Origin of the sequence: Thalassobacterium maritimum (assembly GCF_031127805.1) — a bacterium.
GTDB classification, from domain to species: domain Bacteria; phylum Verrucomicrobiota; class Verrucomicrobiia; order Opitutales; family Coraliomargaritaceae; genus Thalassobacterium; species Thalassobacterium maritimum.
The window spans coordinates 14728-37147 of sequence record NZ_JARXHW010000033.1; the positions used below are offsets into that span (position 1 = coordinate 14728).

General features: G+C 48.4%; 20 protein-coding genes. 1 reads left to right on the forward strand and 19 read right to left on the reverse strand.

From position 1 onward, the window contains the following. Position 1 precedes the first annotated feature (1 nt). From QEH52_RS13470 to QEH52_RS13560, 19 genes are all read right to left on the reverse strand, one after another. Positions 2–1315: an O-antigen ligase family protein gene (locus QEH52_RS13470; RefSeq protein ID WP_308951146.1), complete on the reverse strand. Its 1314-nt coding sequence runs from the start codon at positions 1313–1315 to the stop codon at positions 2–4. Between the two features lies 1 nt (position 1316). Continuing rightward, positions 1317–2357, reverse strand: a complete 1041-nt coding sequence (locus QEH52_RS13475) for a glycosyltransferase family 2 protein (RefSeq protein WP_308951147.1) — start codon at positions 2355–2357, stop codon at positions 1317–1319. Between the two features lie 20 nt (positions 2358–2377). After that, positions 2378–2899: a serine O-acetyltransferase gene (locus QEH52_RS13480; RefSeq protein ID WP_308951148.1), complete on the reverse strand. Its 522-nt coding sequence runs from the start codon at positions 2897–2899 to the stop codon at positions 2378–2380. 21 nt (positions 2900–2920) lie between these two features. Then, positions 2921–4081 (reverse strand): glycosyltransferase family 4 protein, encoded by a 1161-nt coding sequence (locus tag QEH52_RS13485; protein ID WP_308951149.1) that lies wholly within the window; start codon positions 4079–4081, stop codon positions 2921–2923. Positions 4082–4094: 13 nt separating this feature from the next. Beyond that, complete coding sequence (locus QEH52_RS13490; RefSeq protein WP_308951150.1) at positions 4095–5222, reverse strand: glycosyltransferase; 1128 nt, start codon at positions 5220–5222, stop codon at positions 4095–4097. Further along, a complete protein-coding gene (locus QEH52_RS13495) occupies positions 5219–5893 on the reverse strand; it encodes an acyltransferase (protein WP_308951151.1) in 675 nt (224 codons plus the stop codon). Before QEH52_RS13495 ends, QEH52_RS13490 begins: the two co-directional genes overlap by 4 nt. A 21-nt stretch (positions 5894–5914) precedes the next feature. Beyond that, on the reverse strand, positions 5915–7081 hold the full coding sequence (locus QEH52_RS13500; RefSeq protein ID WP_308951152.1) for a glycosyltransferase: 1167 nt from the start codon (positions 7079–7081) through the stop codon (positions 5915–5917). A gap of 9 nt (positions 7082–7090) precedes the next feature. Next, the gene (locus tag QEH52_RS13505) at positions 7091–7780 is read right to left on the reverse strand and encodes a sulfotransferase family 2 domain-containing protein (protein ID WP_308951153.1); all 690 of its coding nucleotides are present in this window, start codon (positions 7778–7780) and stop codon (positions 7091–7093) included. Positions 7781–7800: 20 nt separating this feature from the next. Beyond that, a complete protein-coding gene (locus tag QEH52_RS13510; RefSeq protein ID WP_308951154.1) occupies positions 7801–8853 on the reverse strand; it encodes a glycosyltransferase in 1053 nt (350 codons plus the stop codon). 1 nt (position 8854) lies between these two features. Further along, positions 8855–9754, reverse strand: a complete 900-nt coding sequence (locus tag QEH52_RS13515) for a glycosyltransferase family 2 protein (protein ID WP_308951155.1) — start codon at positions 9752–9754, stop codon at positions 8855–8857. After that, positions 9751–10932 (reverse strand): glycosyltransferase family 4 protein, encoded by a 1182-nt coding sequence (locus tag QEH52_RS13520; protein ID WP_308951156.1) that lies wholly within the window; start codon positions 10930–10932, stop codon positions 9751–9753. The genes QEH52_RS13515 and QEH52_RS13520 overlap by 4 nt, the downstream gene beginning before the upstream one ends. Before the next feature lies 1 nt (position 10933). Continuing rightward, on the reverse strand, positions 10934–12136 hold the full coding sequence (locus QEH52_RS13525) for a glycosyltransferase family 4 protein (protein WP_308951157.1): 1203 nt from the start codon (positions 12134–12136) through the stop codon (positions 10934–10936). Continuing rightward, on the reverse strand, positions 12137–13207 hold the full coding sequence (locus QEH52_RS13530; RefSeq protein ID WP_308951158.1) for a glycosyltransferase family 2 protein: 1071 nt from the start codon (positions 13205–13207) through the stop codon (positions 12137–12139). A gap of 64 nt (positions 13208–13271) precedes the next feature. Further along, entirely contained in the window at positions 13272–14654 is a 1383-nt protein-coding gene (locus QEH52_RS13535; RefSeq protein WP_308951159.1) for a sugar transferase, read from the reverse strand. Positions 14655–14692: 38 nt separating this feature from the next. Next, on the reverse strand, positions 14693–15622 hold the full coding sequence (locus QEH52_RS13540) for an endonuclease/exonuclease/phosphatase family protein (protein WP_308951161.1): 930 nt from the start codon (positions 15620–15622) through the stop codon (positions 14693–14695). A 74-nt stretch (positions 15623–15696) separates the two neighbouring features. Next, positions 15697–17985 carry a GumC family protein gene (locus tag QEH52_RS13545; RefSeq protein WP_308951163.1) on the reverse strand — a complete coding sequence of 763 codons (2289 nt, stop codon included), beginning with the start codon at positions 17983–17985 and terminating at the stop codon, positions 15697–15699. 8 nt (positions 17986–17993) lie between these two features. Beyond that, positions 17994–18917, reverse strand: coding sequence for a polysaccharide biosynthesis/export family protein (locus QEH52_RS13550; RefSeq protein ID WP_308951164.1), 924 nt, complete (start codon positions 18915–18917; stop codon positions 17994–17996). 51 nt (positions 18918–18968) lie between these two features. Next, on the reverse strand, positions 18969–19985 hold the full coding sequence (locus tag QEH52_RS13555) for a TonB-dependent receptor (protein WP_308951165.1): 1017 nt from the start codon (positions 19983–19985) through the stop codon (positions 18969–18971). 401 nt (positions 19986–20386) lie between these two features. Beyond that, positions 20387–21217, reverse strand: coding sequence for a PEP-CTERM sorting domain-containing protein (locus QEH52_RS13560; RefSeq protein WP_308951166.1), 831 nt, complete (start codon positions 21215–21217; stop codon positions 20387–20389). Between the two features lie 319 nt (positions 21218–21536). Here QEH52_RS13560 and QEH52_RS13565 point away from each other — a divergent pair, with 319 nt between their 5' ends. Continuing rightward, the gene (locus tag QEH52_RS13565; RefSeq protein ID WP_308951167.1) at positions 21537–22403 is read left to right on the forward strand and encodes an ABC transporter permease; all 867 of its coding nucleotides are present in this window, start codon (positions 21537–21539) and stop codon (positions 22401–22403) included. Positions 22404–22420 lie beyond the last annotated feature (17 nt).

Sequence of the window (22420 nt, forward strand, 5' to 3'; positions counted from 1 at the left end):
CTTAGCCCATCGAGTTCATCACTCGAATACTCAAATAAATAAAAACCATCGAGGTAACACTCAAGCACGGCCAGATCCACCACTTACGCTCCCCAATCAAACAGTAATCGTTCAGTGGCCGCACACCAGTCTGCCGCGCGACCAAAGTGTAACATGCCGCACACATGGCGAAGATCACAAAAAACGGCAACTGGTAGGTTCGAGAGAGGAAATAGCCTGATAGGTACATCCCAGCCAAGCCTGGCACCAAACACTTCAACCACAAGCTGAGATGCCGATCCTCTGTGCTTTCAGTCTTGAGCTCCGCCATCTGCCACAAGGAGATAAATGCAAAGGCAAGGCAGCTAAACCAAAAGATATACCCAAAAGTCCCAAGTTCAGAATATGCATGAACATACGAATTATGCACCGATCGATTTTTAGGAATATAATCCGTAATCATACCATAGCCGACTCCGAACACAGGCTTATGAATGAAGGCGTAATTCGCCTCTCCCCAAAAGTTCACGCGCTCTCGCATCGAGTCGTCCATCAAACCACCCGAGAAACGAGACGGCAAAAATATCGTGATCAGGAAAACACCACAAAAACAACAAAAGGCAAACTGCTTGACCGACATCATTTTCCGGAAAGCAACACCAGCCGTCACCACCAAAGATAAAAAGCCACCGCGCGACTCAGTTGTAAAGATCGCCCACACAATCGTAATCAAAACAATCATGGCTGCGATCCGCAGCAGAAAATTACTGTAGCGAATCAACACGAATACTGTGAGCGGCAGAGCTAAGGTCAGCAATTGTGCCGTATCATTGGGATCACTGAATATACCAAAATAGTGAGCCTGATACACAAATTCATCTGAACCAGGAATGGGGCGAATCAATGGTTCCGACCCTCCAAATCCAGTGCCGGTTTGAATTTGAAGGATACAATTCACAGAGATAAAACAGCACATCAAAACCAAAAATAGGGTGAAAAGCTCCAATCGTTTCACAGTATTTAAGTTAATCCACAAGACCACAAAGGTAATAAATATCTTACCAAAATCAGTGACAGACGATACAAAGCCAGACAGGTAGGTATTGGCCAAGTGCGACATCGCCACCGAGAAAAACAAGCCCCCCATCAAGATCCACCAAGGGTTCCGTTTGTCCGGCATCTTTAGCGTCTTGCCCATTACCTCCAAAGCACAAAATCCAATCGCGAGCGCCTGTGTCAGCAAGACTGGTCGAAAGACCTCCAGCATCGGTAATGCCCAATCCTGCGGCCGAATGATCAGGAAAAACAGGTAAATACAGATGAAGAAAAAAGACATGCTAAACGGAGCTAGAGTACCTCGGCGCAAATAAACAGCCCTTCAAGAAACCGCTGCCCCAAGCTAAATGCATACAGACAATCGCCCGCAGCACACCCAGCTGCAGCTCAACTGGCACCCGCGGGCCGCGCAATTGCATCCCCATGCATAGAGCCGCTGCATAGCCAAGTAAGATGCATGGCAACAGTAAGAAGCCCAATGGATGCAAAAACACGCCTGCCATCAAGGAGGCGTAGAGCGACAAGGCGAAAACCAGCACCAAAACGGGCGGCATCAGCTGACGCACGCGTAAGGTCGACGGATAGCGTCGCGCCATGCGCGCCTTCCAATAACCGTAATTATTGTATTGCTGCCACAATCTAGCATAGGTCGGACGTGAGAAGTAAACACAACGAATCTCCGGGTCAAAATACACGACGCCCCCACTCTGGCGAATCCTTACGTTGAGCTCGTAGTCTTCGTTCGCCAGCAAGCTCTCGTCATAGGCTCCCACACGGCGGAGTGTCTCCGCTCGAAAGCATCCGTAAGGCACTGTATCCACTTCGGCCGCCTCGCCACCGGAGCGATAACTCGCACCGCCCGAGCCGAGTGGGTGCCCCGCCGCAATCGCAATCGCTCGTCCAGCAACAGTCTCCACCGAGGATTGCACCTCCCACTGCCCGCCCACATTATCCGCACGCCCCGCTTGGATATGTGCCACACAGCGCGCCACATAATCCTTCGCGGGGATCGCATGCGCATCCATACGTAAAATAATGGGCGCCGTGGCAGCCGCAATGCCTAGGTTCAAAGCATGTGGGATCTTACGCGCAGGGTTATCCAGCACTTGTAGCTGCAACTCGGGGTGCTGCTGCGACCAGTTTGCGATCACCTCTCGCGTCGTATCGGTCGACAGTCCATCAATGATAAAGACCTCCATCAAAGACGCCGCAAAAGTCTGCTGCAGCAAGGCGTTCAGCGTGCGCTCGATCGTCGCCTCTTCGTTGAAGCAAGGAATAATCACGCTCACCTGCGTCGTTTCTTCTGTCAGTTCGACTTCCATACAATACTTGAATACGCCCTCTATTTCGCGACAGGGTCACCGTAGATCTTAATGACTTTTGCGGGTACCCCAACTGCAGTCGCGCCATTGGGCAAATCTTTAGTCACCACCGCGTTCGCGCCGATCTTCACGTCGTCCCCGACCTTCACGGCACCGATAATTTTGGCCCCTGCCCCGATAAAGACACGACTCCCGAGTTGGGGTGCTTGGCGCCCTTCGGCTCCAATCGTCACTTGATGCTCAATCATGATGTCATCACCGCCACGCACTTCGCCATTGATCACAATCCCCTGACTATGAATTAAAACCAATCGCTCTCCAAACTCCGCCCCACGCCCGATGATGCATTGACCAAACCAAACGTTCAGTTTGTTAAAGATCATCGTCAGAGGCGTCAATTTGGCCCGCTGCGACCACTGCATGCCACGGTAGCAAAGCAGCGCAAGAGTCCCATCAGTCAGACACACCTTGAGCAATGCGGCAGCCGTATCGCTTTGATACAGCCAACGTGCCTTTGCTTTTAAATCTTCTTTAATAGACATCAGTAATAGTATTTCAAAGTTCTAGCGAGCTTCCATCACCTGACATATGGTCTGTGCATGCTTCTGATAAGTATATTGCTGCTGACACAGCGCCCGATTCTCCCGCCCAACCACTTCAGCATCGCAGGCATCCACCGCTTGCAAAGCCCGCACCAGGTCGGCGATCTCTGTTTGATCAAAAAGAAAGGCTGATTGCATATCCGGCAAAACAGACTGCACGGCTTCGACACGACTCGCCACAATCGGCAGACCTGCCCCCATGTATTCAAAGAGTTTGATCGGCGAGCGAAAGGCGTTCACTGCCGGCACAATTCCCACATCCAAAGCAGACAAAAAGGCCGGAATATCGGCATAATCAATCGCGCCCGGTAGCAACAATTGTTGCTGAATCCCGAGTGCCTGCGCCTGCTCCAGCAAGGCCTCGCGTAAGGGGCCATCGCCCGCCAGCACCAACTTCCGATCCAACTGGCCCGCAAAAGACTGCGCGAAAGCACTCAGCAATCGATCCAACTCGTGCCAAGGCACAAACCAGCCGACAAAGCCATAGGCCCGATCACCTGCTTGCAGACCGTAGCGCGCACGCAAGTGCTCACGTGGCTCCAGCTCACGCCCGAAAAACTGCTGCGCATCCACACCATTGGGCACCACGTGTATCCGCTCAGGCATGACACCGATCTCAGCAATCCGATCGGCCAAATACTGACTGACCGGAAAGACGGCTTTCGCCCCCAGTAAAATACGACGTTCATTCTCGCGGCAGCGCTTCGTCAGCACTTGCTTGCGCACACGCTCATCGCCCGCCAATTCGTTCACCTCCAGCGCGTAGGGCTTGTTAAATCGCTCCGCAACGCTTTGCGCAGCATGGCAAAAGAACGCATAGCGCTCGTAAATCCAATCACAGTCCTGCATGGCCGCCTGCATCTGTTGAATCGCCGAACGATTATAGGCGATCTCACCGCACTCGAAAACGACTTGCGGCGCATAGCGACTCAGGCGCTGCACTAGGCTCTCTCGACTTTGCTTAAAAGGATTACTGCCACGGAACTGACGCGGATCGCGCCCCGTCGGGCTCACAAACGACACCTCGTAACCCGCCTCCTCAAAACCTTCCGCAATGCCTGCAATATGCACGCCCTCAGGACCGGTGCCTCTGGTTCGGAAATGATAGATTACTTTTTTCAATTAAATAACTTCGTTAAGGGTTGATCGCCACCGATGTATACAAGTCCTCGTAGCATTCAAGACAATGACTTTGCGAATAAATACGCCCCGCAAAACTGGATGACAGCGCCGCTACGCGGCGCTTAGGGCGGGCTTGGTATATTTCCAGCAATTGCTGCGACCAAGCACGAGTCTCGACAGCCAGCACAGAACCATGCCCTACTTCGCGCACCACAGTCCCGCAGTCTCCGACATCCGTGACACAGCCATAGAGCCCGCCCTCCAAGGCCTCCAATAAGGCAACCGACAAGCCCTCACTCAATGAAGGTAATAGAAAGACATCCATTAATGCCAACCAAGGCTGTGGATCCGTTTGAAAACCAGCCAAGACCACCAAATCTGCAATCCCCAGCGACTTGGCTTGCTGCTCGATCGCTGCTCGCTCCGGCCCATCGCCCACCAGTAGAAGCTTCGCAGGCTGGCCTCCCGCCACCGCATGCACCTGCGAGGCAAAGGCGGCAAACTCAGGTAAGAAACGCGCCCAGCCCTTCACTGCCGCCAAACGTCCTACGGAGCCAAATACAAAACAATCATCCAAGCCGTATTGGGCACGCATCCTAGCCACCTCCAGCTCATCCACCTGCGAATACGCAGCCACTCCATTGGGAATTAAACGAATCTTCTGCGCGGGGATAAATTGCTGAGACACCATCGAATCGCGCGTGCCCGCAGACACCGCGACCACTGCATCCGTCAGACGCGACAAAGCAGCGCTGCGCAAGCGATTGCCCATGCCTAGAACATGCGTATTGGCTCCATGCTGGGTCTGGACAAGAGCGACAGCAGATCGCACAGTGCCCAAGACGCCGTATTGTTGCGCCGCCAGATTATGCGAATGCACGACATCGATCTGCTTTGCCTGCAAAAATTGACGCAAGTCGCGAACCGCGGCTCGATCCCAAGGCTTACGATGGCGCTTAGCATCCAAACAAAAGAGATTCGCCTCCGGCAACTGCGGCGCCAAGTCTCCTAGCTCATCGAGCGTGACAACATAGGTAGAATCATGTCCAAGAGCAGCCAATCGCGCCCGCACCCAGCGCACCACAAGTTGCTCCGCACCACCATGATGGAGGTTGATCACCAAATGCGCAACGCGCTTCATCCAGCCCCCTTCGCTGAGCGTGGTAATTCACGCACTACGCGTGCGGGATTGCCCGCGACAATCGTATCCGCCGCCACATCTTTAGTCACCACCGCGCAGGATGCAACAATCGCGCGATCACCGATGTTCACTCCTTTTAGAATCATAGCACGGTTCCCGATCCAGACGTCATCGCCTATTGTCACCGCTTTAACTTCATCCGAATTCAATCTGACATTTTCGCGTCGGCGCACCGCATCCAGCGGATGCCCATCATTGTCACGAATCACCGTTTCAGCCGCGAGCAAACAATTCTCGCCCACCACGATTGATTCGGCTGAGCTGAACGCACAATTCACTCCCACAAAAGTATTCGCGCCGATACACAGCTTGGGCTCATTTCCTTCAACCGGCATGAAGGCGATTCCAATTTTACCCGAAATGCGCACCCCTTCCCCTAAAAAAATCTCACCCAAACCTGAGATATAGGGCGAGTTCTCAATCCATAAAGATTTGCCCGCCTGATAACGGGAGCGAAAACGCGGTTCGACCCAAAAAGTTTTAACAAACCACTCCCAAACAAAACGAAAAGCTTCAATTCCTCGATCTAAGACACCGAAAACAGTACGCACCAAGGCATTATTTGGCAGACTGTAAAAATAGACCTTCTTCAATAGAGCTTTGAGTTTCATAATATTAAATTCAGATCGAACTTACTTAACGATCATCCATAACGCACGCCGTAAACGCGAAGCAACGAAGCAAATAAAGACACGCAGCCGCTTTAAGGCACCAAAACCAGAAGCGCCTCGCCCATCCACACAGCGCAACCACTGCTCCGCCAACACAGTGGGCTCAAAGTCCGAATAAATAGAAGTCGCCACTTTCGAACGTGCCGCATAGGTCTGCTTATCTTCAAAACACGCTAAAATACGAGCGGGTAAATCAAGCACACGCTCGGCAATAATTGAATTCTTCGCATTTAAGAAAGACACCTGCCCGCCCGAATTGATCGTGACAGGCACCACCCCGCAAGCAGCCGCCTCCAACAAAGAAAGGCAAAAGGTTTCGGATCCAGAAAGACCAGATACGGCGAAATTACAGGAGCTCAAAAGTGGATACAACTGCTTACGCGAAACACTGCCATGCAAAACCACAGGATGATAAACTGGAATGTCTAGCTGAGAATCATCCGCTTCATCATAGAGCTTCGCATCACCAAAGACATGCAATACACAAGGCCTCGGAGTCAGTCGACTCAATGCCTCCATCATTTCAACAACACGATCAAAACCTTTCCCCCGCGAGGGATAACCAATAAAGGCGACGTGAATTTCCTCCGCTTCGGCCGATTCAACGGCGTCCCGCAAACAAAAGAAGCGCGCGTCCACTGGGTTATTCACATAAGCAAGGCGTCGCCACAAACTAGGATGACGCAAGCTATGCACCAGATAATAGCCTAAATGATAAGGGCTCACGCAAAAGACTTGCTGAAAGCCAAAACGAGTCACCTGCTCTATCAAGTCAGGAAAAGCGGTCCAATTATGGAGCCAATAGTCACAACGCTCAATTCCCTGGGCAGCCTCCGACAAGGCATTCACAGCATGCCCAACCACAATCACACGGTCGTAATACTGAGCCCGCGCTAACTCGATCAAACGAGCCTCACTGTCACAGGGCTCATAAAACACCCCATCCGCTTCCATACGCTCCGGCAAACAACACGCGATACATACCCGAGCCCCCCGCTTTACTAAGGCCGTAGCAAGGACGACTAAACTGTAAACAGTGCCCGATGTCGGCGCATCGCCCAAATCCGAAAAGGGCACCATATTTTTCTCATTCGTAAAGAAGAGTAAGGCTGTCGATGAGTCTGCCATCAGTCGTATTTAATCGATCGCGTCCATGCTATAGCCTAGGCGTTCAAAATCTTCACGCCAGAGCTCTTGGATGCGTTGACGAGCATCCGAAGTCAACGCGTCCTTAGCTGAGCTACGTTTACTCACATTGATATGCGGAATGTTCAGTTCAATACCCAGCCTCTTTTGAATCTCAGCGATACTCTCATCAAAAGACTCAAAACGCCCGATATAATCGACTATATTCTCACCTTCCAGATTCGTCGTATACGAATATTGAAACAGGCTCTCACGATTAGGTAGACAGCGAAAGCGCTTTAGAAAATCATACAAAAAATCAACCGTCTCGGCATCAATTACCTGCTTATGAATCCATTGACGATAGGTCATATACTCACGAATCGTATCACGCCATCGACCTGGCACCCAATAAAACTTCTTTAAATAAAAAAGAGGTGGCGGAAAATTCCATCTATATTGTGATACCACCCAATCATAAGGATGGCGCACAAACACAAACTTAAATGCAGCATCCCACTCAGCTTGGGTAAAAAATGCCCTGGCGATCGTTGGAGGAATATGCCGCTCGGGAAAGAGACAGGGCATGCTGTAATGATCTAGTTGCACATCATCCAACTGCTTCAAAGCCGCCTCCGTGCTGGTCGTCCCTGTTTTTGGGTTACAGAAAAAGATAAACTGATATTTCTTTGAAAATAGCATATTTCTTGCGAGTTCTGAAGTTAAAACTCTAACAACCTTCGCACCATCGCGTCTGATCTAACGAAATGTCGATAATAATCCCAATTGGCCAGCGCCATTTGATCGGCAAGCTCAGTATCACTCAACAAGCGATCTGCGCACTGTAACAATGCTTCGACCGATTCAAAATAAAAACAGTTCTTTGATTCCTCAAGCGCTACAGGGATCGCGTGCGCTGGCGGCTCAGCAATGATTGGTTTAGAAAAAGCTAAATACTCGGGTACTTTCCAACCGTTGGATTGATGCAAGCCTCCCGTACTCACGGCAATCGATGGCTCACGCAACAAGTTAAAGTAGCCTGCTTTCTGTGCAGATCGAGCATCACACAGCAAGTCTCGAGCGCAATACGATTGAGCAAATTCAGAAGGCGCAATGCCACCTCGAAAGAGCTGAGGAAACTGCGACTTTAAGGCAGTGACGCAATCCACTCGAAACTGATTGATTTGCTCCCACTCTGCTGCCTTCTCTGCTGATGGCGCATCGGCGGGATCCCAGACACGTGTCTGAAAAAGAATCGTTTGATAAGCACCCAGCCTAGGCGCTTGCTCACATTGGGAAACTCGCGGCAGAATAAAGCGATCCCCCATCACACGGTCTAGGCCAAACAAGCCACACAGATGACGCTGCCAATTTTCAGCTTCAAAATGGAACTGCCGCTTTAAGGAGTGCCAGTCCACCTGATCATCATAGACCAAATAATTGAGTCCATACGGGCGCACTTTATTTGAAATGGAAGCGAGCTCCGCAACGAAGCCGCGTTTATAATAAACATCACACCACGCCAAGCCTCCCAAGTGAATCTCGTGGCTGTCGTGCATATCAAAATACAACTTGCGGCCATTCTCCATGACTATGCGACAATGCGCCATATGCGCATCTGCTAGATGCGCCGCCGATTCGGCATATTCAATCGGGGGCTGTGGCACAAACACCTGCTTCAGATGCAGCACCTTTTGACAATGCAGTTGATGCAAGCCTGTCAGCAATTGCTGTAGGTGCGGACGATTTGACCAAAGCTCTAAGCGTACATACATCTTAAAACAGTCCTTTCAAGGCTTTAACTAAAAGTGCCGTACGTAGGTGCCGACGCTTCCCCGGTATCTGCAAGGGGCAGGGCCATGCCAAATAGGAACGCAGCAAAAGCGACACACCAGCGCACGCCTTCCCGGACTCACTCGCCATCCATGACGCACCCATGTATTGCACCGCAACCGCTCTGCGTTTGGAGCCATGCCCATGCAACACGCCTGTAGGTGCATAGGCTTTATCTAGCACACGCAGCACTTCAGGCAAAAATGTTTCAAAATTGCGACTCAAGCTACCGACTTCGTCCCTGTATCGACTGACTGGATACGATATTTTCCCAATTTTCGTATGCCCCGCAATTCGCATCCATAGCTCATAGTCTTCGGGCCCACGAAAGCTGGTATCAAAACCATTGCAGGCAGCAAAGATATGGCGGCGCACCAAGACCGCGGTCGTGGCGACTGGATTCGAAAATGCGAAATCCGCAAGGGACAAGAACTGCACAAAATCATCTGCATATTGTTGCACATCCGAGGGTGCTTCGATCGGAGTGACTAAGTCCGTCGTGCGTCCACAAAACATTCCAAGCTCCGGATGCTCATTTGCCAGCTCAAGCTGAAGCTGCAATCGCCAAGGCAACCATGCGTCATCCGCATCCAAGAAGGCCAACCACTCACCGCGCGATTGACTGACCCCATAATTCCGAGCCGCTGCCGGCCCCGCATTCTGCTGTGAAAACACATTTACGCCTGGATGCCTCTGTCGAACATACTCAGCTGTCCCATCACTCGAACCATCATCGACCACGATCACCTCAAAGTCTCGAAAGGTCTGTGAGTCCAAAGATGCCAGAGTCTCGTCAATCGTGGCCTTGGCATTGTAAGCGGGAATGATTACAGAAACTCTCATACGTCCACCACCTCTCGATAATAGTTCAAATAACTTTCAATCACGGCATCCGTAGAATAAAGGCTCAAGGCATGCGCCCGAGCAAGCGCACCTTTAGCCCGCATCCACTCAGTATCAATCGATGCAAGCGCCGCAGACAAAGAACCAGCTTGCTCAATCTCAACACAACGCCCTCCAGGCCCGACCATCCACTCTAGCACGGGATGTGTATTTGCAATGACTGGCAAGCCAGCAGACAATGCTTCAAGAATCGCAATCGGCATCATTTCGAACAACGATGCTAAGACAAAACAATCTGCGGTATTCAATAAAACTGGCATATCCGCTCGATCCTGATTTAGCAAAATGTGAATGCGCCCCTGCCCGATGGATTCGCTCAGCTCAAGTAAGGCATCCGTTTCTCGGTCACGTGCACCGGCAATGATCAAGTGAGCGGTCGCCTCGTTCGCAGCATAATCGGCAAACTCTTTAATTAGAAAATCAATTCGCTTATGGAAGACCTTCACGGCCGCTACACACAAGAATACAGGACTGTCCGATGGAATGCCTAGTTGAGCGCGTAAGTCTTCTCGCTGTTGTAGCCGTCCCGTATTCGCTGCCACAGGGCAAAAGGTATCGACATCGACAAAATTAGGTAAAGCACACCAGCCCCGAGGCTTCTCGGAGAGGCCCAAGCGCTTCACCGTCTCCTCCAAATGCCATGGTGCTAGATGCTGTAAATACTCAAAGGGCTTTAAGAACTCTGCGCTCTCTTCAGTGCCGTGCGCCAAGATCTCTTTCGTTTTAACCAGCCCTAACTTACGAAAACGGTGGCACCACATCGCGAGCATGGGGTCTTGCACATGTAGAATCGTGTATTTACCTGCCCTCAACAAAGGCCACAAACGCCACCAAAAGCTGAATTGCTCGAGTCCATAAGAACCTGTAATGCCCAAGCGCCAAATAAATCGAGGCAAGCGTTTCAACCAAGCTGAATTCGTTTCATCTCCACGCCGTAAACAGTCGACAGAGAGACAAGGTACACCCTCGCACTCCAAGGGAAGCTTCTGACCGAATGCGCCAAATAAAGTCACATTCACTCCCCGATGATATAGAGCCTGCGCCGTATCAAGCGCCCATGTTTCAATGCCACGTGAGACGTGCCCTAGCCCTGTCGATGCAATTGCAATCCGTTCCATACTACACGAGCTTTGCGTAAGCCTCCATCGTCGCAGCGGCCATCTGATCAGCGGTCAAATGCTCCAAGGCATAGCACTGAGCCTTTTGACCGTCCGCCGTCATCTGCGTGGGATTAGAAAGATAGCACGCGAGGGCATCAGCCAAGCCCTCCACATCGCAGGCTTTAACAACTTTGCCCCCTCCTGAATTCTGAATTAACTCTTTCATACCTCCTACATCACTGACCACAGAGGGACGCGCGGCAAACATTGCTTCGATCAAACTATACCCCAAGGTTTCCGAGTGAATGGAAGGGAGCACATTGATATCAATCGCGGCAGCAAACTCAATCGCATCGGTTCGGTGCCCCAGGAAATAAACCGAATCCTCGATCTCTAAGTCTTTTGCCAATTGTTGCAGCTCTTGATCCAAGCCACCGCTACCTGCTATCACTAAAGCGACCTCAGAATGTTCTCCGCCTTGCAGCAAACGTGCAAAAGCCTGTAGTAATACGGCATGCCCTTTCATCGGATGTAAGCGTGCGCAGATACCGATCCATACCGCATCAGTCACCGTGGGTAACAGTTTGGAACGATACTGATCGCGATCGAACTGACTATAATCAGGAGGCGTCATACCGTTATAGATAATTTCCACTTTATCCCGGCGTAAACCCACACGCTGGTGCCAGGCATCAAAGGTCGCATGCGAGACACAAATATGCCGATCACCACAAGCAAAAGAAAGCCACTCGATACAACGACGAAACCAATGCTGCGCCTCCAGGTCTTCTCCGGGTAAATTATGTACGGTGGTCATCACCCGCTCAATACCGGCAATCTTCGCGGCAATGGTTTGTAACTCACAGCCAACTCGGTTGACGTGGATCATACTTTGCTCTGGAACGCCACGCCGCATTTCAAGTGCTAAAGTTACAGTTTCTTGAATATAGCCATAGATCAGAAAACAGACCGAGGGGATGCACTTGCGTAACAGCGATTTCTTGGAATTCGAATTCGGTATTAAATCAAGCTCTTCTTCGTTTGCAGTTGTCACCGCTTCCCCGGCTTGCTGCGCAGTCATATCACGCTTATTCACGAGCTTCAACTCACAGGCAAGACTTTGCTGCAAAGCATATAAATAACGATCCACCCCCGATTGCACCTCATCTGCATGGCGAGGTGGCTGTGGGTAAATATAAATCTCTGTGCCCGGCTTAAACATCTAATCAAGTGTCGGCTCCGCAGGTTCAAAGGGGCAAACCTTTGCATTTATATGATACGGACACACGATCTCCAAATTAAATTCTTTGAACAATTGCTGCACCTCACTTTCAACGCTCGTCTCCCAAGCAAAGCCACTGCGAAGTCTACGCAAAGCGTATTCAGGTTCCTGACACATAGCCCGGACACAGCCATTCAAAAATGAGAATAGATTCCGCCGAAGTGCCATACGGTCAAGTGAGAACGTTTCCTCATAATAGCGCCGCATACCATGCAACAATTTCGATTCCAATTGCGGGGAGTCACCTAACATTTGGGTAATACGGGGCCAGTGATTACGCAAAGTCGTCTGCGTTAACGCAAGATTGCGAGAGCGCCAATCCTTGGCCTCCACAGAGGAGCTTTGACTATCATGAATCCGCCAAGTTGCTAATTGCTCGGGGCAATGTATAAGGTCTGAATACAGCGCAACAGTCATGGCCCAAAAGCGATCTGAATAAGAGTCCCCATCGATCCGAAATAAACCCACGTCAGTCAATATACTCGAGTCAAACAAGGCCGACGTAATCGTCGTCCAAGAAGTGCCCAACATCGTATGCACTAAAAAGTCCATTGCACCTGGACGGCGGTGCCAAACTTGCATCTGATCGCCATAAATATTGGAAGGAATCCCCTGCGTAGGCGCGATCACCTCATCCCGCTCATTAATAAATGAAAAGTTACAGGTCGCGACACGCACATCTGGATCAACCGACAGGAGTGGCACCATAGTCCGCAAAAAATCAGGGTGCATGGTATCATCACTGGTGGCCATGTAAAAATAACGACCCCGCACGCGCGACAAACTCTGATTCCATCCCGCAAAGAGTCCATCTTTCGGGATCTGGTAGAGCCGGAATCGTGGATCGTGCTGAAATTGCTGAAAATATTCCCAAGTGCCATCATTAGAAAAGCTATCACAAACAATGACCTCCCAGTCCGTATAGGTCTGCGCAAGGATTGAATTCACACGCTGCTCTAAAAACGCGCGACTATTATAGGTCGGCAGACAAATTGAAACTTTGGGCGGCATAGACATCTCTAGCGTAAAATAAGGGAGGAAGTGCGTAAAACTGACCAAATATTGTAATCGGAATTCACTGACTGCCCTTCATAATCAACGGAATCGTGCGTATCAGGATTTGTAGGTCTAGAGTGATGCAAAAATTTTTAATATAAAAAAGATCATACTGCAACTTTCGTCTGGCATCGGCAACGCTTTCGCCATACTTAAACAAAATTTGAGCCCAACCAGTCAGACCAGGTTTTACCAAGTAGCGCCACTCATAGAGGGGAATTTCTTGTTTTAAAAGTTCAACAAATTCCGGTCTTTCAGGCCGTGGACCGACCAGTGACATATCCCCCTTAAGCACATTCCATAATTGTGGCAATTCATCTAAACGAGTCTTGCGTAAAAACGCGCCCACACGCGTGACACGCGTATCTCCTTTAGTCGCCCACTGAGCACCATTCTTTTCAGCCTCAGTGGTCATAGTGCGAAACTTGAAAATCTCAAATGGTCGCCCAAGTAAGCCCACACGTGTTTGCGAATAAAATGCAGGGCCTTTACTATCTAATTTGACAAGAATCATCACCAGGAACCAAAGCGGCAAAGTTGCCAGCAATGCAGGTACGCTGACCCCAATATCGATCAGGCGTTTCATTGAAGTCACAGCCCCACGTGCAGGCTTAAAAAAGTTGGCTCCTTGCCAATGCAAGTTGCGATAAGACACCGACACCTCTCTAAAGAAGAATTCCAAGAAAGCACCCTTATTAAGAAAATCAATGTGAGAGAATGGCAAGAGCTCCACAAGGTCATACACTTGAGATGGAATAGAACTTTCATAACATGAGACGACAATTTCTACATTTTCCTCACTTAGTTGCTTCGCGAATAAGTTTACATCGTCGAACTGGTGGAAACCGAATCGCTCAAGAATCAATGGATTGTCACAGGCTTGCTGGCAGGCAACATAAACGACTTCAAAATGTGGATCCCCTGCGACACGCTCACCAAATTCTCGCGATGACTCACTACACCCAAGAATTGCAATTCGTAGTGGATTGCGCTCCAAGTAAAACTTTGCGAGCATACGTGTGCACGACAAGCAAACGAAACTGATGATGATCACACTTGCTGCCACATAGCGACCAAACACATGAACATGGCTAAAGTTAACAATGAGCCCGATTGTTATAAAAGCGAAAAGAGAAGCCTGGAGTGAACCGAGAAGAATATCGTATCGAGAGAACAGATGCTGCATACGGTGTGCATACAATCCACATAAACGTACGCAGAGCACCAGCGCGATGCCGTAACTCACAGATACAATCGCACGATTGTATACTTCGTAAACATCCACGTAAGGAGTTAACACTAAACCAGACACCATAGCCGCCACACCAATCAGAAAATCGAGCAACACCCAACGTGCTCCATTATGTGACTGTAATAGTATTCCTAAATTCATTTTTGCCATAATAATTCTGATGTATGCAATACCTGCGGAGGATGCAGCTATTCAATCAACGCCAAATCTGCCACTATAGGTCTGTGATCACTTCCGAGGTCAGAACCGACCCGAACTTGCAAGGGCTTTAGAGACGATGAAATTAGTATATGATCGATTCTTACAGAATAACATGAAGTATATTTGGTAGCCCCCAGCCCCGTCCCTCGTGCACCAAAAGCGTTCACATAGTCACTAAAATATGCCCGATACAAAGGACTTTGCTCAGGCATATTAAAATCACCACAGACGATTGAAACCCCTAAATGTTTTGCATCTGCTGCAACGATCCCCACCTCGTAAGATCGACGACGAAAATTATTGCGCAAATTCTCTAAGTCAAAATCAAGATTCAAGAAGGGCTCTAAACCACTACGTGGAGTCTCCAGATGCACATTCATGATACGCATCTTACGGTCTGGCAGTAAAACATCAAAGGTCATATAAACCAATCCATATCCACGTCCCTCAACGATGTCTGATCGCGACAGCAAGGACACGAACTCGATCGGATAGCGACTGGCGACCACTAGCTTTTCTCTTCTCAAGACGGACCAGTCCGAGGGTACAAGAATTGTATCAAGATCGACTTCAGCAGGCAGTTCTTGTAAGGCAATGACATCAACAGAAGCGTCTCGAATAAATGTATCTAACAAATCTAGCTCAACTAGCCCTTCACCAGCATTTAACGTCAACACTCTCAATGAACTATGAATTGTATCGTCCTCATTGAAATGATAGCGCCACCCACCAAATAATATCAATTGCAGAGAACCACAAATAATCAGGGCCATCGCAGCCCACTTACCAAAGAAGAAAATAGTTGGAAAGCACAGCACATAAAGAACACAAGCCCACCACTTAGGAAAAAATAATAGGGCATACCACAGCGGCGCCCACTGCGAAGCAACGGGCCAAAACTGTATCGAGCTAGTCAATAGGGCACTGCAACAGTAGACTAAAAGGATCAGAAGTAAGATTCCCCGGAGCCATGAATGAGATTGAGTGTGCCTCATGCTCCCAATTTCCAACGTTTCTTTTTCGGAGTCTCAGAACCGACTCCATAAAGAAGCGCACTTTCAATATGACGTGTGCCATAACTACCGTAGGCATCGTATCCATTGCTACGCAAGTAAGACTCATTCACTCCATTCACACAAAAACCAAGCGTGCGAATCCCTCTCAATTCATTTAAGCAATTCTGTACACTAGCCTGTTTGGTCAAAGAATCCATCATCACTAGCACACCTCCGGTTGCTTGGCAGAACGCGAGGGATTCTGAGAAAATACTAACTGGCGCTGTATCTATAACAATCACGTCATAATCTTGCTGAAGTGAATGCACCAATCCACGCAAACGCTCAGCATTCACTTTTTCAGGCAGCGAATCATCAAAAACACCCGCAGGAAGAATGGAGATCGGCTCATGCTTCAACTTCACAATATGAATATTGGCATCGCATGAATCATCCGCGAGCCAATCGGCAAGTCCATGCCGCAACTCTCGACCGAGCAAGCGACGTGTTAAATTCCCAAGACGTAAATCAGCATCGATCAATAAAACACGTTTACCAACCCAAGCAAAAGGTAGTGCTATATTCGCGACATTGAACGTCTTACCATCCCCAGACTGACTCGAGGTCACAGTGAACGAAACAGCTTCATCCTGACCAAACTGTTTCAACAAATTGAGGCGAATACGACGGTAAGTCTCAGTTGCGATCTGATTAGTCCCTTTCGCTGCAACAAAAATGTCAGACTCAGGATTAAATTTCTCAATTGGCAAATACAAATCCCAACGACGGACTTGCCCCAGCAAAGTCAAATGGTAATCACGCTCCAATTGAACCACATTGATTGGGGTGGGTTTTAGATACTCAAGACCTATAATAATGCCGACTCCAATCATCCCCCCTAGAAACATCGACGCGGCAATGATTTTAATTACCTGCGGTTTAATGGGCCGCATGATTGCATGGGGTGCTTGAATTTTACGCAAAAAGAAAGATTCCGAGGTCCCAGTGTTTTCAAGCAAACGCCCGTATACGAGATTATATTTCTTCTCCAAATGCTTCACGGTAGAGATCATCTGCCGATGTTCATTTTCGTTACTCAGACTCACATCTTGATCTAGCTGCCAATTATCAATAATAGACTCAATACTTGACTCTTGAAGCTTCAAGGCTTCGTAACGTGCCTTAAAACGCCTCACCGATAACTCATTTTGATTAAGCAAAGCACTTGCCGCGTTATCAATTTCCTGTTGCAGCGCTACCATCCGAGGGTGCGTGACTTTCAGAACTTTGCCCAATTGCGAAAATTGATTTTGCAAATCCACCAATTGCGCCTGAGCATCTTCCCACTTACTCGCGCTCACTTCATTACGTAAAAGGCTCATTCGAGTATCATCCTTGATCGAAACATTGCCTCCATCGTCTACGATACCGCCCTGCTCTGCAGTGCCCACATCAGAAAGATGACTGCGACCTTCAGTTATACGTGTCGCATTCAACGCCTCTTTAATCATTAACGCATCCGCACCTAGTATCTCTTCATATTGATTCTCAAGGAGTACACGTTCTAAACGAACAGACTGCAAACGTGACAACAATTGATTGATAAAAGCCAGATCCATCGCGGAACGTTCTTGTCGCAAGAAAACGCGATTCTGGCTCTCAAATTTTTCCAGAGCAGCCTTTGCTTGATTCAATTCTTCGAGCACCCGTGCCTCTTCACGCTTTAAGCCGAGTAGAGCACTATTATTGACTTCTTGAAGCTCTTCCAGTCGTAGAGAATGATACACCTCAATCATCGTAGACACATACGCCTTCGAATAATCGGGATTTACTGACTCAACTTCAAAGTCCAACATTGCGCCATTAGAGCCAGGAACACTTGCAACTCGATATTCAACATATAACTCTGGCGGAGCTAAACGTTTTTCCCAATCTGCTGCGAGTGCGGCACGCACTTGGCGATGCAATCGAGTGCTATTTAATAATAGGAGCTGCCGCGGCAAAGATCGCTCCTTCATATCATACTGCGTCTTGGCACGCGTTTCAACGCGACTGTCATTCAAGATCTCAATGCGAGCTGTAGCACGATAGATCGGAGTGGCTAGATAGGCATAGATGCCTCCAAATAAAGAGCACAAAAAAAGACAAGCGACTACGACCCACCAATGGCTGAGAATCAACTGAACGAGGGCGAGTGGATTCGAAAACACCGAGTAACTGCTATCAGAATGCACTGTTGGCAAGCTCTGTGAATCTGCTGGCGTAGTCGTATTGGGAATTTGCATTTCGGTGCCTATAAGTTGATAAATTTTTGTGGAACTATCACCATATCACCAGGCAGGAGTTCGCGATCCTTATCCAAAAAACCCTCTTCAATCACGACCTCTAAATCCACTAGTTCTACAGTGCGCTCCTGACCAGAATACCGAATCAACTTGATCGCATCTCCTTTAGCAAACCGAGTTAATCCACCTGCCTTAAAAACAGCCCGCATCAACGTAGCCGACTCCCCCGGCGCAAACTTTATCACACCAGGCGCCCCCACTTGCCCGACGACAATAACCTCCATGGGATCACTGGAAAGAAGAGAGCCTTCACCCGATCCATTCAGCCCAGGAATAAATAGCTGATCGTAGCTCTGAAGCACAGGCTCACCTGCGGGTTCCAGGAGTCGCTCACGAATGTTAACAGGTATTTTTTCCTCAACACCTTGGGGCGACTTCCTTATGATGTAAGCATTCTCTAAGTCGGCCCAAGTAGTCAGACCTTTGACTGTAGCCAATACCTGAGAAATCGACAATTGCTCCAAATTTGGCATCTCAACCAAACCAGGTTCTTTGACCGCACCATAGACATAAATTGAAGCAGGCGCATGCCCCAAAATACGCACACTCACCGTCGCATCCCAATAAAGATCGACCTCCAGGGCTTGTTCCAACTCTTGCTGAACAGATTCTATACTGCGACCTGCAACCACGCGCTCCCCTAGGTAAGGAACATCAATCTGCCCGCCCTCACCAACCGGTCCTTGAAAATGGAAAGACGCATCCTCCTTCAAAGAAATTTGCAGCGTATCTCCGAGCTCAATCAGCGGCTCCTGCACATCATCTCCTGCAGGACGGGGTCCCGATTCTTGAGCTTTATTTTCAGTGGGATTACCGATGAAGGTCACTAGAAAGACAGCGAAGTAAACTAGAAATTTAGGGTGTTTATTCAAAATAATATAAGGGATCATAGCTATTCCATGGATACTTCTAATACACAAATACTATAATCTAAAACTCAAATTTGAAGAAATAATATGCCGAGAAAAACCCTCGCCACGGTCACCGCCGTCGAATTGATTCGTATAGCTATAAGCAAAATTAAATGTCCAGCGAGGAGTGATCGCATACCCCGTCCGCACATTCATATAATAGCGGCAACTACCGCCAGACTGATTCACATCCTCAACTTGGCTAAGCCCCTGACGCACACTAACGGCCCACGTAGGAGTGACATCAAGATCATACTGGTAGCCCAATGAGACGGTCTGACTAAACTCAGCCAAATCATTCTGATTGCCCCCAACATCGGCCACCACATTCGAAAAGTCACGACGGTAGCTGGCGGTAATCTTGTGCTCCGCATTATTTAGCTTTAGAAAATTTGCGGAAAAAACCACTTCTGGTGCCCACGCTGAGCCTGAATTCGAATAATTCGATGCATTTTCCTGATATTCAGCCCCGACACTCAAGCCCAGAACTACCGCATAAGAACTGCGGTATACCGCCTCAATTCCAGTTCGATAAGTTTGTACTCCCCCATTACGGCGCTCACTTCGCTCCGTGAGAGTGGTACCCGCAAAGAACCCAAGCCCAAGGCTCTGATTCAAGTCATGCTCCAGCTTGGTGGAAAAATTATGGCTACTCGCATTCAGTAGCGAGGCGAATTCATCCTCACTCTCATTGCCAATCGCTCGCTGCGAAGAAAATACGTAAGCCAAATTAGAAGTCAGATATGGAGACAAGGCACGCTCATAACTAGCGCCCACACTATAGGCTAACGCCTGAAAGCTGGCATTCTGCTGCTCTCCTTGACGCCCCTCAATCCGCAAGCCTTCAAACGAAGACGATAGTTGTGCACTTAAACGCACAACTCGATCCCCTGAACGAATCGCAACAGAAATTGATGCCGCAGTGTCATCCACCCCGCCTCCTACCAAAAGACGACCCTCAGTATCTTCCGCTCTCTTTAGATACTGAAGGTCGAAATTCGTATTAAAGCGAATCCTCGGTGAAGGCATCCACAACAAGTTTGTTAATAGGCCTACAGAGTAGAATGTGGAAGCATCTGCTTCTGAATTCTGATCATAATTACTATCCCATCCCAAACCAGATCGTATCGTTGAATCAAAATAGGCTTCTCCAATCTTTAAATTGTAATCCGGCACAGAGCCAAGTTCGACCTCCCCGAAATCAAGCCCTTCACTGAAAACATCGCATAATATAGAACACGATGCCACACACAGTAGTGAGAGACGTCTAAACATTCGAAAAATCGATCTAACAATAGCTTTCATTAAAGACAACAGCAGATTCTTAGAGCCCCACACTAGCAGGAACAACAAGAAGCACTGAGTCTAAACCCATCATAAAAAAAGCTCCGTCTAAACGGAGCTTTTGAAGGTTGAAATTAAACTAGTGACTAACGGCGACGGCGCAGTGACACAAAACCGAGAGAAAGCGCACCAATCAAAAGAGTGAAAGATGCAGGCTCGGGAACAATCACGAAGTCAGGAGTCATATCGATATCGATCAAACGAGTACCAGTTCCAGTTCCAGTCACACCCAAAACTAGATTCAGGATTTCAGCGGTTGTATCAAAAGCAGCTGTAACAGGAGATTGATCCACTGGGTTGGTGCTTGTGATATTGCCGTAGCTATCATAAGGAGCACCATCTCCGTCATCAGGTAATACACCGACAGTGTAACCAGATGCGAGATCGGTTCGTTGAGTCAAAATCGTGTTACTAGCCAGCTCAGAGTCCAAAATTTGACTGGTCTGAAGACCTGCATAATCCGCGCGACTATTGCCTACATTGCTGTCAAGGTCATCAAACTGCAAACGAAGCGAATCACCCGTCACTGCAGCAACGTTAACACTTTGGTCGGTAGCCTTATCAAAGAACTGCACACTTACCTTGGCCCAGATATCAGCAGCCCCGCCTTTATCTAGGATCATGCGAACGTCATCCCCACGTGCAGTGCCGCTTTGAAAGTAGATACGGCTGCTATTATTGTGACTTGCGTCTGTGATTGTGAAGATAGCATAGATCTCATTAATGCCCCCTACGCCACCAAGATCGGCCACGTCGCTCACCTTGTACGCACTATCAATCACAAAACTCGAACCTCCAGTTGCAGTGACGACTGGAGTGAAATCCATATTAGTGAAGTCCATCGAGATATTCGCTAAAGCAGAAGTTGCTGCCGCGAACGTCGTTAAAAGTCCTATTTTAAGCGCTTTGTATTTCATAATGAGAGAGTTTTTAATTAAACAACAGGTGACTGCCGTAGTATTATAGTAGTTGATATTAGACACCGAAGAAGAAAACCTCTTCGAATATAAGTAGAGTATGAACCCTATTTATGGCAAAAGGTCAATAGTATTTTAAAGATTATTTACGCCCGTTTACACAGCAAAAAAAAACACTAACCTTAGACATCAAAAACAAGCACATACTATGCCTAAAGCAAATACCCTAGTATTTTCCTTGCTTTTGATTCATTCACTCAAGTATTGAACACTTATACAAGAGTATGAGCACGCCAACAGAATATTCCTCCTTGAGCCAATGAACGCCTCCACAGAGCCCATAAAACCTGAAACCGTCATTAAAGCTAAGAGTAACTGGAGTGCCGTAAACCTAAGTGAACTGCTCGAATACCGGGACATGCTGAGGTACCTAGTGATACGTGATTTCATTAGCAAATATAAGCAAACCATCCTCGGCCCCGCTTGGTTCATCATCCAGCCCTTGCTTATGGGTGTAATTTTTACAGTCATATTTGGAAAAGTTGCAGGTTTATCAACAGATGGAACTCCACAATTTTTGTTTTATTTGTGCGGTCAACTGGGCTGGACCTATTTCCAAACGTGCTTAAGCGCCACTGCCGGAAATTTAATCTCCAATGCGAACTTATTTAAGAAGGTCTACTTCCCACGTGTCATAGTACCTTTAGCCACTATGACCTCCAACCTATTGGCTTTTGCCATTCAGCTACTCAGTTTCCTAGGCTTTTGGCTCTACTTCAAATTTGGCACTGACCAAGGAGCTCGTTTCGAGATGCAAGCAATTGTATTGGCGCTTCCGCTAGTCGTCTTACAAACCGCAGCAATCAGCATGAGCATCGGCCTGTGGCTCTCAGCAATGTCTGCAAAATATAGAGATCTCCACCACTTGACGCCGTTTTTTGTGCAGTCGTTCATGTATATCACCCCAATTATCTACCCCTTATCGCAGGTTCCTGAGAAATTTCAATGGCTCATAAAGCTGAATCCACTAACTGCCATAGTCGAAACCTATCGCCACATGCTGCTCGGCACCCCCGCAGTAGCAAGCGCAGACTTAATCGTATCGATTGTCATCACTGGCCTACTACTAATCTCAGGACTAATTATCTACGACAAAACTCAGCGTAACTTCATCGATTACGCCTAATATTTTTTGCTCTACCA